The following is an 18,066-nucleotide window of genomic DNA, read 5'->3' as shown; positions in this document are numbered from 1 at the left end:
CAAGCGCGCCAACGATGAGCGCTCCATTCGATCAGAACACAGGAACTCAATACTTTGGGGATGAACTCAGGCTGCGTTTAGAAAGGCTGAGGCTGGGGTCTTCTCCGCCAGAATCGACGGAGTCAAAAACTAATGTCAGTCAAGTCTACCTTGAGGAGGATGTTTTTTTTCAGGGAATGGACTTTTTGAGTCCTCCTGTGTCAGTAAAACAGGAGGTGAATCCTTTGAGCCCTTGTTTGTCTAAGAAAAGGGGGAACGTACATAGTGGTGTAAAAAATGAAAATACAAAAAAAGTTAAAAAGGATGCAGGTTCAAATCTTCGTTTTTTTATTGAAAAGGGGTATGCCGGGGAAGAGGAGACGGATTCTGTGCCGGGAGATGGCGTAAAATCACCCCCGTTTTCTGGCTCTATGGAACGCTTGAGCAGCAGTCCTTTGGGGATAAGCCCTGCACGGCTGTCCAGTATGAAAACGGGCCGGTTGTATGATGAGAAACAGGCGAAGAAGCGACGTACCCGCAATAAAAATCGTAGAAGTTCGCAGAGTGTTGGTCAGGATTCAGTAGACACGATTTCGCACTCCGCTCCTGGCTGGTTTATTCGGCCGGGCGGCAGGCAAACCGTTTTTGACTGTAATACGGTTGATCTGTTTAATCCGGCTAAATTTGGCAGTTCATATGAGGAATATGCACGTCAGTGTCGATTTTTTCATGGCTCTCCTCTGCCATCAGACCGGCAGGCTGATTTTATCGAGGTGTTTGTCAGGGCGATTGATGGAACCAGTTTCCAGACCGAAAGAGCTTATATCCATGATGACCTGTTGTGTATTGTGAAGCCTGTCAACGATCCGGTGATGCCCATGACCTTTGAGCTGTGTGTAAGGTTTCAGCGGTACGACCGTTACAGCCTCTCAGCACTGGCCAGAAATGAGTTTATTCCGGTTGATAATGCCAGCAGCGACGATAAAGCTTTTGATGAAAAGGTGGATAGTTTTCTACGCGCGTTTGAAGCGGCTGCAAAGTTCGAAATGTGCAACGAGCATGACGAGCTGAGGGTTGACGTAGCGCCTTACGGTAAAGTTCGAGTGCGTTGTATTGGGCGGGGGCAGTGTAAAGCGGTCTTTGAGTTTCCTGAGCTGTTTCCCGGACTGGCATTTTCCTGGCAGCGCGGACATTCAATGGAAAGTGCCCTGCTGCTTGAAGGGCTTCAGGGGGCAAGCCTGACCGTTTATGAAGAGCTGGCCATGGGCTGGAACCAAAGAACCGGGACTCTGGTGGATACCGACCAGATTAAAAAACCGGCTCATAAAAGCATCGATTCTACCCGAATGCCCTCAGTTTACCGCCTTATTCCGGCTGCGGACGATTTGATAACGGTTGTGGAAATACAGCACCGAATACAGCCTGAACATCTTGCCCAGACTTATATCAGGCTGGCGTTGACCCACGGGCTGGATCACAGAGTTGAGATTCCTGTGGTTTACAGAGATGAAGCTGTGATGACTGTTCCGAGCTTCTATGGTGAGCCAGTTAAGGAGACCTGGTCGGTACTAAGAACTGAATTAATGCAATATACCCTGAGAGACATTCTGGCTGAAATTTTTGAAGCACTGATCAGTCAGCTGGCTCAGTTTACCGGTACGCTGGAGGACTTCAGGTCGTTGAGGAATATCCCCGTCAGTATTGGTGTTGACTCCAAGTTGCCCAATTATTATGTGTCTTTTTATCTGGGGCTGGATGGCTCGCTGAGGGCAGACCTTAAAAATTTTGATAATGAACCACCCAATCTCAAGCTGCTGAATGGAGGTGAGCCACTGTATCGCGGGGGGCCATTATACGACCTTATTTCCAGATTGTTCCCGGAATCCCGTTTACAGGAAGACTTTGTAGACCGGATACAAAAAATAACGGTATTTCGCAGCTTGCTGAAAAAACTTCTGGCCAGTATTGCAGCAGATTATTTTAAAGTTCAGGCAACTGCGAAAGTCGATTTACAGTGGTTTATTGACTTGATTAATTATGAAGCTAAAAGTCAGGAAGTGAGTGAAACACCTGTCACCTGGAGTGAGATTGAACAATACATGCAAAAAAGCAAGAAATCTCACAGGGCATTCCGACTCTACGTCTGGGCGTGCCAGATGGCGGCTCAACTGCAGCCCGGGCGCGTTAATGTGCCCCCCGCCTTTATTCCGGTGAATCATGACCAGAAAGAGTGGCTTGAGGGCATTCAGAATAAATACAGGCATGTTGTAGCCGGTCTGATTCTGCAGAATCGGTTTGATAAGCTGGATCAGCTTCTGCAGTCGATTCTTAACCACGAAACGGACAGTCCTTCTGATATACCGTTAACTTCAGATTCCTGGTTATTGGATTTCCTGGCTCGTATGCGGATGCTGGATGAGTGGGCTGGTTCCCGCTTTTCCGATTACATGAACCGGCTGTATGCCGGTCATCCTGTAGTATCGGCCCTGGATGCGATGGTCGATGAATTTCTTCATACATCGGAAAGCTTGCTCAGACAAAATTTTAAAGTGGAAGACTCTCTCCATTCATCGGAACGCTCGCAGCAGGATTTTAAGGATGCTTACGCCTCTTACTGCCTATGGGCCCGACTGCCATTTTTAAATACAGTCGAGCATGCCTTTTTCCATAGCTGGTGGGACGCCTGGAGGCAAGTGCGGTTACAGTGTGGAACGGCATCAGGACGCAAAAATACACCACCCTCGAAAGCTGCCATAGGCAAGACTGCCAGAGGGAAGGGTATGGAAGAGTTATTCCGTACTCTGAATGCTCCTTGGAAAAGTACGTTAGAATTTAGTAGCTTTCACCACCCACAGCCAGCCTTGGCGCAACTGTTTGGTTTGAGCTTTAGCCGTACCAGGGCATTGATACACCGTTTATTGTTCACAGTGCAGGGCGGCGGGGCTGAGCTGGCCACTCAGTGGCTTTATGAGCTGCAACAGTGGTTTGATCCGGGTGTGGTGACTGATGATAATGATTACAGGCTATTAGCTTTGTTTTCAGGACTTTTCCTGAAGGAGAGGATTCATGTTTTTGAATTTATAAAAGGTCAGTTTGCCGGAATAAGGGAACTGGGGATGAGCTATAACGAAAACAAGCAGTGGGTTGAACACAATCACTTTATTCCCCCCGGGCAGGTCGATCTCTCATTGTTCGCTCCCCGGGAACAGAGACAGACGTATATTTTATTTCACAATATTCCTCAAAAAGTACCGGGGCAGAAGCCTCAGAAAAACTGGTACAGTGTTGGAATACATCAGCCCCCCTCGCAAGCCGACCCGGATATTGATGGGATACAGGATCAGGACCCTATGGACGTGCCTGATGCACAGTATTCGGTTGATCCGGCCCGGTTAAACCAGGCTGTCGCGCACAACCCTGTTCATCTTGAAGAATATGTTCAAAATCTGAATACATTATTTACTGCTGCCAGTTTCACAATGATCCATACACCTGGCGATAACTCCTGCCTGTATCACGCCATTGCTGAAGTATTGACACGCAAGCTGGGCAGGCCGGTGGGTGCTGATGAAGTGAAATCGAGAATCAGGCGATTTCTGGCAACTCTGAAACACAAGTTTCAGCTTAATCTCGGTGCCAACAATAATCAGGACCCTCATGTTGTTGAGCCTTATACCAGTGAAGAGCTGTACCTGCTGAATATGCTGGGCCCTCAGCTTGACTTGCTGGACGCAGAGATAAATGTCGAAGGTGTCTGGAACGATTACAGTATGATTATTATTGCAGCCAATGCTTTTCAGACTGACCTGACTTTTGTTGTACCTTACACTGCACCTGTTCAGACCACTGAAGATGCGGCACCGCATATTGTGCAGGTGTATCCGGCTCAGGATACCCAGGTTCTGTCGATGTTACCTTATGAGTCCGTCGTGTTTTTTACGGGAGCGCCACACTGGGAAGCTGCTGAACCGCATGCTCCAGTGGGCAGCTCTATATTGGAAGTGGCTTTACCGGAAATAGTCAGGGAACATGGTCTGGCTGCTGTACTGGCTCTCCTTCAGGGTAAGTCCACATCAATACTGCCTAAGCAATAGCGCACAAGGGCTTGAAGCGTTTTATCCATAGAAATATGGTCTATTCTTAGCGTTCAAATCTAATGACGTGACAGTTGAGTTGTGCTGTTCTCAATTCGCAAAAAAATCATATTTTTTACGGTCGTTCCTGTCACGCTGCTTTATAACCTGATTTTTGGCATCCATCTTTATCTATCCATTCGGCATGCAACGGATACGGTGGCCAAACGTCTGACTGAGCAGGTCTGGCACTATGCCAATGAAGTTGACGCTTACATCGTCAACCTTATGCAGCAGGCTAACATCGTAGCAGGCGTGATCGGGTCTAACAGTGATGGGTTGAACTGGCTCCCCGCGGATTTGTTGCTGGAAACACTGGAAAGCAACACGTTGTTAAGAGGTATTGGCCTGGTCTGGTATGACCACAGTTCCAGACAGCTGGAAGGTACTCAGGCATTGCGTTATGGACAATCCATAAAAATAGTGGAGGGTGTCGAAACCTTTGGCCCGTTAATGGTAAAAGCCTGGCCAGGAGTGAATGACAGCCAGCAAGGTATATGGCTCGAGTCCGGCTCGTTGCAGAACGGTGAAAAAATCATCAGCCATGTCCTGCCATTGTATAAAGCAGGCAGGCGACTGGGTGTTTTAAAGCTGGATGTTTGTCTCAGTGACCTGCGGGTCCGGGTCATTGACACCCAGATGGGGCAGCCGAAGTTCTCCATTATCAGTCGGCAGGGGAATTACCTGCATACCGACAGCAAAACCGCGAGAAGAGCCCATCACCATAAGATATTTGAAACACTTGAGATCTACGGAACTCCGGGGTTATGGGATGATTTGTCTGAGCTTATTGATGAAGGCAAGCCGGTTCTGCGCAAATCCTGGATTCCCATGCGCGAGCATGAGTACTGGTTTTTTGGAGCCCCGATCAGGGCAGGCCCCTGGTGGCTGATTACTCATATCCGGCGGGATGTCGCTCTTGGGATGGTCAGGGAGCAGGCCAAGGTCGATGCCCTGGTGATGCTGGTTTCCCTGTTGCTGATTTTTACCTGTGCCTGCCTGGTTTCTGACCGTATTACCAGACCGTTGACGCAGTTAAAACAGTCGATGGATGAATTTACCTACCGGCAGAGTTATCCGGTGATTGCCAAAATGTCTGATGATGAAGTGGGAAGCCTGGCGGAAAGCTTTCAGGAGTTGCTGGAGAAGCTGGCTGACCGGGATCAGACGCTTCATGACATGCGGGCGAATAACATCGGGCATCTGGTGCAGAAACTCAGGGGACAGTACTTTTATTTTAATCTGGATGAGCAGGGGCGAATCATCCATGTCAGCCCGTCAATTCAATCGATTCTGGGGTATAAGCCCGTTGAATTCTTAGGCCCTTTAAACCGCTTTATTGTCGATGCCTCACAGCGAACCCTGTTCAAGGAGCAGCTTCAGGGCGTGTTGTCGGGCAATGCCTCTACTTTTGAGCTGGAGGTGTTACACAGCGATGGCCGGCACCGCCGCCTGGAAATTTTCTGGAGTGATATGTTCGATGTCAAAGGCAGCTACTCGATTATAGAAGGCATGGCCAACGACATTACCGAACGCATTAACGATACGCGCAAATTCAAGGCTTTGCTGGATTCAGCACCGGATGCGACGGTGATTTCCACGCCGGAAGGCATTATCAGCATGATTAATGGCCGGGCTGAAACCATGTTTGGTTTTGAGCAGCAGGAACTGGTCAATATGCCTCTGCGTTTACTGACCCCGCTGAACTTTCGTGCTACTCACCCCTTGCTGGGGGACCTTGGAGCCGTCAGCTGGGAGCAGTTTTGCCTGACGGGCTTTGAGTCTCATGGTATTGACCGGGGGGGCAGGGTCTTTCCTGTCGATATCACCAGCAATCCACTGGAAACCGATGATGGACTACTGATTTCTATGGTGGTCAGGGATATTACCGAGCGCAAGCGTATAGAGCGCGAACTGACGGAAGCAAAGGAACAGGCTGAGCGTGCCAACCGCGCCAAAGGCTTGTTTCTTTCCAATATGAGTCACGAACTCCGGACACCGCTCAATGGTGTGCTGGGGTACACGCAAGTGTTGCTGCAGGATCGGGAAGTCCGGGAAGGGCATGAGAAAAGCCTGCGAACCATCGAATCAAGTGGAAGGCATCTGTTGTCTTTAATAAACGACATCCTTGACTTGACCAAAATCGAATCCAGCCAGATTGAGTTGCATCCGGTAACTATGGACTTGCGGGAAATGCTAACCGATGTGCGGAACATGTTGCTGGAAAAAGCAAACAGCAAAGGACTGGTATTAAAGGTTGAATCGGCATCTGATTTACCATCGGTTATCGTGGCGGATGAAATAAAAGTACGACAGGTTTTGCTTAATCTGATGAGTAACGGAGTGAAATATACGAAGTCGGGCTGGGTCAGAATGCTGGTTGAACAAAGCGGTGAGAGTTTGCATTTTGCCGTAGAAGACACGGGTATTGGTATTGATGAATCGGGTTTGCAGCGGGTATTTGAACCTTTCAGGCAATTGAAATCTGAATATATGGCAGGAGGAACCGGGCTGGGGCTGGCGATCAGCCGACACCTGGTAGCCGCCATGGGGGGAGAGTTGACTGTATCGAGTGAGGTGGGCAAAGGCAGTTGTTTTGAGTTTGCCATTCCTCTGGAAGCTGGAAATGTTGAAGACCTTCAGGGACGTTACAGGGTACATCGCGATTCCTATTGTCCGGAACTGCCGGAAAGCTGGAAGGGGCAGTCAATCCTGGTGGTGGACGATATCGACAGCAACCGGGACATGCTGGCGCGTTTGCTGGAGATCCCCGGATTTTCGGTGCAGCTGGCCTGTAATGGCGCAGAAGCACTGGAAGCGCTTGATCAGAATGACTTCGTTATGGTGCTTATGGATATTCGTATGCCCGTACTGGATGGTATTGAGGCGTTGCGTCGTATCAGGCAAAGACCGCATGGGCGTCGTATAAAGGTGGTTGCTGTTACCGCCAGTGTTAGTCAGGAAGCTCGCTCAGGGCTGATCATGAAAGGGTTTGACGGCTTTATCGGTAAACCTTTTGATGCAGCAGAGCTGTACGAGCTGATTGAAAGGCAGCTGGGAATAGAGTTCAAGCTGACTCGCAGTAAACAGATGTTGTCTACTGACCTTGATGAGTTGATTGCAAAACTGGACAGTGACAAGCGAGAGGAGTTCACCCGGTGCATTCGTGAAGCGGTTGAGATGGGAGATCTGGAATCCCTGCAGGAGCGGGTTAAGCCGTTTGGTGAGAATCCGGATTTTGACGAACTGAATCAATATATAGTGCAGCTGTGTGAAGCAATGGATCTTGAACAGCTGGAATGTCTGCTTAATAAGTTGAATGTGAAAGCGTAGTTCTCATGAAAAGCGACCATTGAGAGTCACCATTAAGAGCCTTTATTGCGGCGGAGTATTATATTTATATAAGCCAGTGGAAAGAATCCGTCACTCACATCACTCAGGCAGCATACCGGCGATTCCGTCGTTCCCAGATGGCAGGTTCGAGTCATGCTGATATGCCTCAGAAATCTCTTGACGAACAGCTGAGTTCATTGAAAGAGCGGCTAAAAAGTGTATCGTATCAGCCTGATAACATTGACGGATTACAGGGCACTGAAATTATCAGGACTGCCATCAACTACCTTAATAACGTGTAACGCAGTGAAAAGGACACGTGCATGAGTTCGTTCTATAATGATCGGACTGTGCTAATTATTTTCGGTGCAACGTCATCTGTTGTGAATAACTTAATTTTTTGTACTATGCTTGCTCGTTAATTTATAAATAAAGTGCAAAGACAAAATAATGAAATTCCAGTTGTGTCTGCAATCAATGAGCTTATTGGTGCTTTTGACCTCGCTTCCGGCAAGTCCTCAAACTCTTTATTGCCCCGCAAACACAACCGAACTAACTTGCCCCGCTGATGGCGCTGCCTTTCAGAGAACTATCCGGAAAACAGGTCGGATAAACGGCCAGCATCCTTTTCTTTTACAACAAAAGTCTGTTGAAGATGGAGAGCTAACCGGGCAGTGTCTCTACGTAGACAACTATTACAGCTACCACCCCCATGCTGGTAAGCTCTACTTTTCTGCCATGGCCGCAGCGACTGTCAATTTAGTCTGCGCAGTTGGATTTGAAAGTAAGTTGTGTGGGGTTGCAAGTCTTCAATTAATTGTTTTAGGGCTTTGGGCTGCAATGCCCAGAGCTAAGAAAATGCTGAGTTTAAAAGACTGTCCAGCGACAACAGAAGTTGACAAAATTCCGGAAGGGTTTGTCTGGAGAGCCTTAATACCCTATGTGAATACAGTGTTTGTAGAGACGATTGACGACCAGAATACACTGTCCGGTCGGTGCATCCAAACTATAAATAACTATTTATTATTATGTGATATGGCAATTCCCGGTTCGTTATTAGCGCAGGGGGAAAAATGCTTTAGTTATGGCACGCATGATTTGGAACAGCACTTTATACCTGAGCAAAGGGGAGTTGTGGGGCCGTTAACATTTGATCATCTTTATATTGATCCCAATCACAATCACGATTTTATTGAAGTCGCTGGTCCTTAGGCAATGCTCTTAGGGTAGACATTAAGCCCCACCCAGTAAGTATAATCCCAGCCGTGTACGCCCAGAATAGACGTCCCGTGTAGGGTGTTCTTGTTTAGCGTTCTGTTCGCAGAATAAAAGGAGCTTTCTGATACAGGGCATCAGCCGTTTTCCAGACTCCATCAAAGATGAAATCATATTGCCAAATAAATGGGTTCCGCTTTTCTGTTCAAGGTGAGTTCTGCTGCTGGGAAAACTGTTTTTTTGTGCTTAATGTCTACCCTAAGAGGCAATGCTTACGCTACTCCATGCTCTTTCACACAGCTTAATCTCTGTGGGTCGAATGTTCGGCCCCTCAGAGCATGGTTGTTGATTGGGAATACTATTAGGACGATGTGAGCCTTTCATCTAATGGCTTCAGGTAACGTTTGAGTTCATTGCCAACACTTCTCAGGCTTTGTATATCTTTATGGATATGCCGGTGTTCTCTCACGATTTTATTCTTTCTTCGGTCTTTCCCCGTTTTTTGTTGGGTTTTTTGCAGAAGCGCCCCTCTTTCACCATAAATAATCTGAGCGTCCATGCAGCCATTGTAAATTAGGCGGGTACTGGAGCTCAGTTGTTTAATGTCTTCCCGAAGCTGATTGAGTTGTTGCATAAAAGCGGGGTTTGTATTTTGTTCATCAGCTATGGCATCCAGTGTTTTGGCATAGGATGCTGTCATATTTTGGATGGATGCATACAGAGGCTGAATGGTGGAAAGCTCTTCGATCGCTCTGGTATATTCTCTTAGTTGTTCAATATCCGGTAACTGTAATTGTCCTGTTGCTTCTTCCAAAACTGCGTACTGTCGTATTAATTGTCCATAGTTATAGACAGAGCATACATGCCCGCCAATGGTTTTTACCTGATTATGTAATAGAGTTTTTATTGTTAGGGCTTTAGCATAATGAGCCTGAGCCTTATCCATCCGGCTGGCTGTTGGGCTCTCGATTAATGGATTGAGAATATCTGAAACTTTACTGAGTGGCTGGCCGTTCTCGATAGCGGTTAAGGCTTCGGTAATGGCCGGAGCCAGATGTTCACCGCCTGATGCTCTACTATTAGCACTTGCACTAGCAGAGTCTGATAAATCTTCTGTTTCAGCCTGCAGCGGAGCAGGTTCAGTCGAACTGGTTATGGGCATTATGTCAGAAGTTGATTCTGAGAAGTCAGACGTTTCAGGTTCTGCAGACAATGCGTACAACTTCTGTTATCTGCACAACAGGCATAGTATAACTGTCTCTCACAACAGGACTCAGGAGATGGTAGTGACTGACAAATTATCCGATCTGGCTCTGCAACTGTCGCTTGAGTTAGGCAGACAGTCATTGAAAATGGCAACGGCTGAATCCTGCACCGGCGGATGGGTCAGCCAGGTATTAACGGCTATTCCGGGCAGCTCAGACTGGTTTGAAGGCGCAGTGGTCAGTTATTCCAATGCCATGAAACACCGGCTTCTCGATGTTCCCTGTGAGCTATTGGATAAATACGGTGCGGTCAGCCAGCCTGTTGTTGAACAAATGGCGCGTGGTGTTGCCATGAACCTGGACGTTCCCGTCAGTATTGCCATCAGTGGTATTGCCGGTCCTGGTGGAGGTTCCCGGGATAAACCGGTAGGCACTGTTCATATCGCATGGTATTGTCGGGAAAAAACCTTTTCCGAAGCCTTCCGGTTTGCAGGTGACCGGCAGCAGGTGCGAGAGCAATCTGTAGAGGTTGCGCTGTCCGAGCTTATAAGGCTTCTGCAACAATCAGCTACTTAAATCAATAAATATACTGGACAAATATACATATAGTGTTTAAATATACAGTATGTGTAGCGTTTATACTCGCCATGCCCTGCGCAGGCAAGCACTGAGGATGGAATCAGACAATGGATGAGAACAGAAAGAAAGCACTGGCAGCGGCTCTGAGCCAGATTGACCGCCAATTTGGTAAAGGTGCTGTCATGCGAATGGGTGACCAGAAGCAGGAGGCCATTCCCGCCATTTCTACAGGCTCTCTGCAGCTGGATATCGCTCTGGGTATTGGTGGTTTGCCCAAAGGCCGGATTGTTGAAATTTACGGACCGGAGTCCTCCGGTAAAACGACTCTGACTCTTAGTGCTATTGCCGAAGCCCAGAAGCAGGGTGCCACCTGTGCTTTTGTTGACGCCGAACACGCCCTTGATCCTCAGTATGCCGGTAAACTTGGGGTTAATGTTGATGACCTGTACGTATCCCAGCCAGATACCGGTGAACAGGCTCTGGAGATTACCGACATGCTGGTTCGTTCCGGAGCGGTTGATGTCATTGTTGTAGACTCTGTTGCGGCGCTGGTGCCAAAAGCAGAGATTGAAGGCGATATGGGTGATTCTCATGTAGGCCTGCAGGCGCGCCTGATGTCCCAGGCACTGCGGAAACTGACCGGTTCCATCAAGCAGACCAACTGCATGGTGATCTTCATTAACCAGATTCGTATGAAGATTGGAGTGATGTTTGGCAACCCGGAAACCACCACCGGTGGTAATGCTCTGAAATTCTACTCTTCTGTGCGACTGGATATTCGTCGTACCGGCGCAGTGAAGCAGGGCGATGAGATTATTGGTAATGAAACCCGGGTCAAGGTGGTTAAAAACAAGGTTTCACCTCCGTTCAAACAGGCGGAATTCCAGATTCTCTATGGGCAGGGTATTTACCACATGGGTGAGGTGATTGATCTGGGTGTGAAGTTGAAGCTGGTTGAAAAGTCCGGTGCCTGGTATGCCTATAAAGGCACCAAGATTGGTCAGGGTAAGGCAAACGCCTGCAAATACCTGACAGAAAATCCGGAAATTGCGGATGAAATTGAGACGCAGATTCGGGCTGAACTCCTGAATACAGATCCCGAGACAAAAGGTTCAGAAAAGGCAGGTCAGGAACAACTGTTAGCAGAATAATGCAGGAATTCTCTGAACAGGCGCTAGCTGAACAAGGGCTAGCTGAACAGGATGTTCGTCGGGCAGCAATGGATTTGCTGGCCCGGCGTGAACATAGCTATGCCGAGCTGTCTTATAAGCTTCGAAAACGTTTTCCTCCTGAGCGTATTGAAAATGCCCTGCAGAGGCTGGTTGATGAAGGCTTGCAGAGTGATGAACGCTTTACTGAAGCCTATGTTTATTCCCGTAGTAATAAAGGCTATGGTCCGGCACGTATCCGCAATGAATTGATACAGAAAGGCGTTTCACAGAATCTGCTGGCGAACTATCTGTTTGACGACGATGAGAAATGGTTTTCTGAAGCGAGTCGGTTAAAAGATAAAAAAATTGGAGAACAGAAAAAACTTTCACCAAAAGATCGTATGAAAGTATACCGCTTCCTTGCACAAAGAGGCTTTTTATCCAGTCATATCAATGCCTGCCTGGGATAAAATGTGCAGATCCATTTTTTTGCTCATATCCTTTTTTTGCTCATGGCTGTATTTGAGAGTTGATCCATGTCCTGTTGTTCCCGCTGTGGTTTTGAACCGTCCTGCTGTTTCTGCCCGTCACTGCCTGTACTCAGTTGTCAGCATCGATTTTGCCTGATAACTCATCCGGTAGAGTTTGCCAAAATCAGCAATACCGGAAAACTGGTCAGGGCGATGCTCCCGGACACGCTGGTGGTGAACTGGAGCCGGGTTGAACCTTCAGAAGAGTTACTGACATTGCTGGATGACCCACAATGGGAGCCGGTTCTGTTGATGCCTGAAGCTTACGCTATTTATCAGCAAACTGCTTATCCGCAAACTATTTATCCGCAAAAAGGGACTGAAGAAAAGGCAACGTCCTCCGGAAAGCTGTTTATTCTGTTAGACGCTACCTGGCAGCAGGCACGGAAAATGTACCGACAAAGCCCTTATCTGCACAGCTTACCCCTGATATCGCTGAATAATGTGCCAGAATCGGGTTACAGTTTGCGTAGAAATCAGCAGGCGGGACATCTTTGTACCGCAGAGGTGGCGGCTGAAGTCCTGAAAAATGTAGGGATGCCCGAGGCTTCACGCAGGCTTCATCAATCAGTGTCTGACTTTTGCAACCATTACCAGCAACTTCAGCTGGCGGGAAAGCTAAACCAATAAGTGCGTATTTATCAGGTTCTTTAAAGAAAATGCACGCATAGATTGATATTTCCTGCTGATTCTATCGTCTGCTTCTATATAATGACCGGTTTACTATTGCTATTTGAACCTCCCTGACGGAAGACCTGTATGAAAAGCTCTGAGATACGATCTGCCTTCCTTAACTTCTTTAAGGAAAAAGGGCATGAAATTGTGCCAAGCAGTTCGCTGGTGCCTCACGATGATCCAACCCTGCTGTTCACCAATGCCGGGATGAATCAGTTCAAGGATGCATTTCTTGGACGTGAAAACAGGGCTTACACCCGGGCGACCACTTCCCAGAAATGTGTTCGTGCCGGTGGTAAACACAATGACCTGGAAAACGTGGGTTACACCGCTCGTCACCACACCTTTTTTGAAATGCTGGGTAACTTCAGCTTTGGTGACTACTTCAAGCAGGATGCCATCCGCTACGCCTGGGATTTCCTGACTGGCACCCTGAACCTGCCTGCTGAAAAGCTGTGCGTCACAGTTTATGAAACCGATGACGAAGCCTATAACATCTGGCTGAATGAAGTCGGTGTGCCGGCTGAAAACATCATCCGTATTGGTGACAACAAAGGCGCACCTTACGCATCGGATAACTTCTGGCAAATGGGCGATACCGGTCCGTGTGGTCCATGTACCGAAGTGTTCTACGACCATGGCGAACACATCTGGGGTGGGCGTCCCGGTACTCCGGAAGAAGATGGCGACCGTTTCATTGAAATCTGGAACATCGTATTTATGCAGTACAACCGTCAGGCTGACGGAACCATGGAGCCTCTGCCAAAACCATCTGTCGATACCGGTATGGGGCTGGAGCGTATCTCCACCATTCTGCAGGGCGGCCACAGCAACTACGATATTGATATCTTCCAGGGCTTGCTGAAAGACGCCTCCGGGGTGCTGGGTGGCGTTGATACAACGGTTGGCTCCCTGCGTGTTATTGCTGACCACATTCGTTCCAGTGCTTTCCTGATCTCTGATGGTGTGATGCCATCCAACGAAAGCCGTGGCTACACCCTGCGTCGAATCATTCGTCGTGCCTGTCGTCATGGTCATAAACTGGGGGCCACCGAGACTTTCTTCTACAAGCTGGTGGGATCTCTGGTGCGCGAGATGGGCGATGCTTATCCGGAGCTGGAATCTAACCAGGCCCAGATCGAACGTATCCTGTTGCAGGAAGAAGAGCAGTTTACCAGGACTCTGGATAAAGGCATGCGCCTGCTGGAAGACAAACTGTCTACCCTGAAAGGTGCTGTGATTCCGGGCGATGTGGTCTTCACACTCTATGATACTTATGGTTTCCCGGTTGACCTGACCGAAGATATTGCCCGTGAACGTGAACTGACGGTGGATACTGAAGGCTTCAACCAGGCGCTGGAAGCCCAGCGTGAGCGCGCCCGTTCAGCCAGCAAGTTTGGCATGGACTATAACGAACAGCTGACGGTTGACGGTGTGACCGAATTTACCGGTTACCAGTCCCTGCAGGGTGGTTCAGCGGTGCAAGCCCTGTTTGTGGAAGGTCAGGAAGTCGAGTCTGTTTCTGAAGGCCAGAAAGCAACGGTTGTGCTGGAAGCGACCCCATTTTACGCAGAGTCCGGTGGTCAGGTGGGTGATACCGGTAGCCTGACGTTTGCGGGCGGTTCCATCAAGGTGCTGGATACCCTCAAGCAGGGTGACAGTCATCTGCATATCGCCCAAATTTTGTCTGGCGAACTGAAAGTTGGTGACAAGGTAGAAGCGGAAGTGAACGCTGAAAAACGTCATGCTACGGCGTTGAACCACTCGGCTACCCACCTGCTGCACGCAGCACTGCGTAAGGTTCTGGGCGACCATGTCACTCAGAAAGGCTCTCTGGTTGACCCGGAACGCCTGCGCTTTGACTTCTCCCACTTTGAAGCGGTGAAGCCGGAAGAACTGCGTACGATTGAGCGCATGGTGAACGATCAGATCCGCGCGAATACCGAAGTCACCACGGAATTGCTGGATATGGAAGCGGCCCAGGCTAAAGGTGCCATGGCACTGTTTGGTGAAAAATACGGTGATGAAGTGCGCGTATTGTCCATGGGCTCCGGCAACTTCTCTGTGGAGCTGTGTGGTGGTACCCACGTTGTTCGCACGGGTGATATCGGTTCCATCCGTATTCTGGCTGAATCGGGCATTGCTGCGGGTGTTCGTCGTATTGAGGCGGTCACTGGCCAGAATGCCGATGTTCGTCAGGAAAGTCTGGAAGACACCCTGAAGTCGGTGGCTGCACTGGTTAAAGGTTCTCAGGACACGGTTCTGGATAAGGTGAAAGGGCTGCTGGAACAGAACCGCAAGCTGGAAAAAGAGATGCAGCAGCTCAAGCAGAAGCTGGCGTCTGCTGGCAGCGCGGACCTGTTGAGCAAGGCGGTGGAAGTGAATGGCGTGAAGGTGCTGGCTACTGTGCTGGAAGGCGTTGATCCGAAATCCCTGCGCGATATGGTTGACCAGCTCAAGAATAAGCTGGGGTCTGGTATCGTCTTCCTGGCTGTACCGGCAGAAGGTAAATTCCCTCTGGCTGCAGGTGTCACCAAAGACCTGACCGGCAAGGTGAAAGCGGGCGACCTGTTGAAAATGGTGGCAGAGCAGGTCGGCGGTAAAGGTGGTGGCCGACCTGATTTCGCCCAGGGCGGTGGTTCTCAGCCTGAAAACCTGAACGTCGCGCTGGAATCCATTCCGGGCTGGCTGGAAGCGAAGCTGTAACAGGAGCAGCAAGCCCCTTACTCCGGTAAGGGGCTTGTCTGACCGGATCTATTGTGACGGATAGCTTTTTACCTATGACCATTCGTGTTAAATTCCTGACTCGGCACAATGATGTAAGAAAGAAATAAAAATGGCGCTGTTAGTACAAAAGTTTGGCGGCACCTCTGTGGGCGATCTGGATCGCATTCAGGGGGTGGCCGACAAGGTGAAAGGATTCAGGGATAAAGGGCATGACGTTGTCGTGGTGGTTTCCGCCATGAGCGGTGAAACCAACCGTCTGACCGATCTTGCCACCACCATTCAGAAGCAACCTTCACCCAGAGAGATGGATGTCCTTCTGTCCACCGGAGAGCAGGTCACGATTGCACTACTCTCTATGGCTCTGGAAGAGAGAGGCTGCCCGGCCCGGTCTTATACCGGAGGGCAGGTTCGCATCACCACCGACGATGCTCACACCAAAGCCCGTATCAGGAACATTGACACTGAACGCATGCAGCGCGACCTGGCAGAAGGTCGTGTGCTGGTTGTGGCTGGTTTTCAGGGCTGCGACACAGACGGAAATATCACCACCCTGGGAAGGGGTGGCTCGGATACCACGGCTGTTGCCCTGGCGGCAGCACTGAAGGCGGATGAGTGCCAGATATACACCGATGTTGACGGTGTTTATACCACTGACCCGCGAGTGGTCGACAGTGCGCGCCGACTGGATCAGATTACTTTTGAAGAGATGCTGGAAATGGCCAGCCTCGGTTCAAAGGTGCTGCAGATTCGTGCCGTGGAATTTGCCGGAAAATACAATGTTAATTTAAGAGTGTTGCACACGTTCCAGGAAGGACCTGGTACATTGATCACGCTGGAGGAGGACGTCGCCATGGAATCACCGGTTGTATCCGGCATTGCCTTTAACCGAGATGAAGCCAAAATCACCATCAAGGGAGTACCGGACATTCCGGGTGTGGCATCACGTATACTGGGGCCTGTAAGCGCTGCCAATATTGAAGTCGATATGATCGTACAGAACGTGGCAGACGATCGCACCACTGATTTTACCTTCACCGTACATCGCAACGATTACCAGCGTACCATGGATGTTGTTGCACAGATTTGTGAAGAACTGGGTGCCAGGGAGCATGATGGCGACAGCAAAATTGCGAAAGTCTCTATCGTGGGGGTTGGCATGCGTTCTCACGCTGGCGTGGCTACCAGTATGTTTCAGGCGCTGGCCTCTGAAGGGATTAATATTCAGATTATTTCCACCTCTGAAATCAAGGTGTCTGTGATTATTGCCGAGAAGTACCTGGAGCTGGCTGTGCGTGCTCTGCACTCCGTTTTTGAGTTGGATAAGGAACCAGCAGCCGAAAACAGTGTCTAATCATCCGAACATACCTTGACTGGGGTGTGATGGTGTCGGGGTATTATCGGTCCTGAAGGTCGATAGGAAAAAAACTACCGTCATTCCCAACGGGCGCAGATATATCAACTAGACTGTCTGTGCTCAAACATGCTGTTTTAATTTGAATGATTTATGACTACATTTCTCTGCTAGTAAAAATACGCATGGAAATATTGAGTTCGGCGACTAGACTTGTTGTGCTGAGTAATTCTTAAGCATAAATCGGTGGATAGGCATAACTTATGCCCGGGCTGATAACAAGACAGTCATAAGAGTAGAAACCAGGGTAGGGCTAACCGCCCCTGTCATTTCGCCTCTGTCTGGTGATGTCAAAGCGATTCTTCCACAAATCGGGTCGCTCGGGGATACAGCCATTGCACCGCCGTGCTCAGGATTGACGGTCGTTGACTTACAGAGATGTAAATAAGGAGATTGTAATGCTGATTCTGACTCGCCGTGTAGGAGAGACCCTGATGGTTGGGGACGAGGTCACGGTCACTGTACTGGGCGTAAAAGGTAACCAGGTGCGTATTGGAGTGAATGCCCCTAAAGAAGTCGCCGTTCACCGCGAAGAGATATACCAGCGAATCCAGAAGGAAAAAGAGCACGGAGTTCCTGTTTCCACCCCTGAGAATTACTGATACTTAAAAAAGACAGTCAATTCGAATGGCAGAGAATTTGCGGTTTGATAAAAACACCTGACTTTTTAGTCAGGTGTTTTTGTTTGTGGATTTGGCACATCAATCATTGATGATTTGATTGACCTTGATGATAAACAGATAGCGATTGTCGTTTAATAGCTTTCTTAATAAAAAGCTTGCATTTCAGGATGTTGAAGGTAATATAGCCAGCGTTCCCGGTGAGGTGGCCGAGAGGCTGAAGGCGCTCCCCTGCTAAGGGAGTATACGGTTTGTAGCCGTATCGAGGGTTCGAATCCCTCCCTCACCGCCATACAGTTTTAAAAAAGATTTTGCGCGCTCGTAGCTCAGCTGGATAGAGTACCTGGCTACGAACCAGGCGGTCGGAGGTTCGAATCCTCCCGAGCGCGCCATATTAAAAAGCCCTGCTAAGGAATTAGCAGGGCTTTTTCCGTTATGCCAGATTGTAAAAGCTCTTATAGGCAGCCATGAGCACAAGAAAAATTTTTCACGGTAAAAAAACGGCTAA

General features: G+C 48.9%; 11 protein-coding genes and 2 tRNA genes. 12 read left to right on the top strand and 1 reads right to left on the bottom strand.

The window, feature by feature from the left end; genetic code table 11:
- Window positions 1–464 precede the first annotated feature (464 nt).
- The 3 genes from V5J35_RS02245 to V5J35_RS02235 all read left to right on the top strand — a co-directional run bounded on the left by V5J35_RS02245 (window position 465) and on the right by V5J35_RS02235 (window position 8,657).
- Entirely contained in the window at window positions 465–4,073 is a 3,609-nt protein-coding gene (locus V5J35_RS02245) for an OTU domain-containing protein (protein ID WP_354009705.1), read from the top strand.
- 81 nt (window positions 4,074–4,154) lie between these two features.
- Window positions 4,155–7,445: a hybrid sensor histidine kinase/response regulator gene (locus V5J35_RS02240; RefSeq protein ID WP_354009704.1), complete on the top strand. Its 3,291-nt coding sequence runs from the start codon at window positions 4,155–4,157 to the stop codon at window positions 7,443–7,445.
- Window positions 7,446–7,895: 450 nt separating this feature from the next.
- Window positions 7,896–8,657, top strand: coding sequence for a hypothetical protein (locus V5J35_RS02235; RefSeq protein ID WP_354009703.1), 762 nt, complete (start codon window positions 7,896–7,898; stop codon window positions 8,655–8,657).
- A 364-nt stretch (window positions 8,658–9,021) separates the two neighbouring features.
- On the opposite strand, the gene V5J35_RS02230 is transcribed toward V5J35_RS02235, so the two are convergent.
- Complete coding sequence (locus V5J35_RS02230; protein ID WP_354009702.1) at window positions 9,022–9,822, bottom strand: hypothetical protein; 801 nt, start codon at window positions 9,820–9,822, stop codon at window positions 9,022–9,024.
- 124 nt (window positions 9,823–9,946) lie between these two features.
- On the opposite strand from V5J35_RS02230, the gene V5J35_RS02225 reads away from it, so the two are divergent.
- From V5J35_RS02225 to V5J35_RS02185, 9 genes are all read left to right on the top strand, one after another.
- Window positions 9,947–10,441, top strand: a complete 495-nt coding sequence (locus V5J35_RS02225) for a CinA family protein (protein ID WP_354009701.1) — start codon at window positions 9,947–9,949, stop codon at window positions 10,439–10,441.
- Between the two features lie 110 nt (window positions 10,442–10,551).
- A complete protein-coding gene (recA, locus tag V5J35_RS02220) occupies window positions 10,552–11,595 on the top strand; it encodes a recombinase RecA (RefSeq protein WP_354009700.1) in 1,044 nt (347 codons plus the stop codon).
- Window positions 11,595–12,065 carry a regulatory protein RecX gene (locus V5J35_RS02215; RefSeq protein WP_354009699.1) on the top strand — a complete coding sequence of 157 codons (471 nt, stop codon included), beginning with the start codon at window positions 11,595–11,597 and terminating at the stop codon, window positions 12,063–12,065. The genes recA and V5J35_RS02215 overlap by 1 nt, the downstream gene beginning before the upstream one ends.
- Before the next feature lie 66 nt (window positions 12,066–12,131).
- The gene (locus V5J35_RS02210) at window positions 12,132–12,755 is read left to right on the top strand and encodes a tRNA-uridine aminocarboxypropyltransferase (RefSeq protein WP_354009698.1); all 624 of its coding nucleotides are present in this window, start codon (window positions 12,132–12,134) and stop codon (window positions 12,753–12,755) included.
- Window positions 12,756–12,884: 129 nt separating this feature from the next.
- Complete coding sequence (gene alaS, locus V5J35_RS02205) at window positions 12,885–15,506, top strand: alanine--tRNA ligase (protein ID WP_354009697.1); 2,622 nt, start codon at window positions 12,885–12,887, stop codon at window positions 15,504–15,506.
- 130 nt (window positions 15,507–15,636) lie between these two features.
- Entirely contained in the window at window positions 15,637–16,878 is a 1,242-nt protein-coding gene (locus tag V5J35_RS02200) for an aspartate kinase (RefSeq protein WP_354009696.1), read from the top strand.
- A gap of 458 nt (window positions 16,879–17,336) precedes the next feature.
- Window positions 17,337–17,540 (top strand): carbon storage regulator CsrA, encoded by a 204-nt coding sequence (csrA, locus tag V5J35_RS02195; RefSeq protein ID WP_354009695.1) that lies wholly within the window; start codon window positions 17,337–17,339, stop codon window positions 17,538–17,540.
- Between the two features lie 217 nt (window positions 17,541–17,757).
- A tRNA-Ser gene (locus tag V5J35_RS02190) sits at window positions 17,758–17,850 on the top strand.
- Window positions 17,851–17,873: 23 nt separating this feature from the next.
- Window positions 17,874–17,950, top strand: a tRNA-Arg gene (locus tag V5J35_RS02185).
- Window positions 17,951–18,066 lie beyond the last annotated feature (116 nt).

Origin of the sequence: Endozoicomonas sp. NE40, assembly GCF_040549045.1 — a bacterium.
GTDB lineage: Bacteria > Pseudomonadota > Gammaproteobacteria > Pseudomonadales > Endozoicomonadaceae > Endozoicomonas_A > Endozoicomonas_A lisbonensis.
The sequence above is the reverse complement of the archived record's forward strand: the minus strand, read 5'-3'. Positions and strand labels throughout refer to the sequence as shown.

Bases quoted from the DNA above. Each gene is read 5' to 3' on its own strand.
- alaS (WP_354009697.1), top strand. From the start codon at position 12,885: ATGAAAAGCTCTGAGATACGATCTGCCTTCCTTAACTTCTTTAAGGAA.
- recA (WP_354009700.1), top strand. From the start codon at position 10,552: ATGGATGAGAACAGAAAGAAAGCACTGGCAGCGGCTCTGAGCCAGATT.
- V5J35_RS02200 (WP_354009696.1), top strand. From the start codon at position 15,637: ATGGCGCTGTTAGTACAAAAGTTTGGCGGCACCTCTGTGGGCGATCTG.
- V5J35_RS02215 (WP_354009699.1), top strand. From the start codon at position 11,595: ATGCAGGAATTCTCTGAACAGGCGCTAGCTGAACAAGGGCTAGCTGAA.
- V5J35_RS02235 (WP_354009703.1), top strand. From the start codon at position 7,896: ATGAAATTCCAGTTGTGTCTGCAATCAATGAGCTTATTGGTGCTTTTG.
- V5J35_RS02230 (WP_354009702.1), bottom strand. From the start codon at position 9,822: ATGCCCATAACCAGTTCGACTGAACCTGCTCCGCTGCAGGCTGAAACA.
- V5J35_RS02245 (WP_354009705.1), top strand. From the start codon at position 465: ATGAAAACGGGCCGGTTGTATGATGAGAAACAGGCGAAGAAGCGACGT.
- V5J35_RS02210 (WP_354009698.1), top strand. From the start codon at position 12,132: ATGTCCTGTTGTTCCCGCTGTGGTTTTGAACCGTCCTGCTGTTTCTGC.
- csrA (WP_354009695.1), top strand. From the start codon at position 17,337: ATGCTGATTCTGACTCGCCGTGTAGGAGAGACCCTGATGGTTGGGGAC.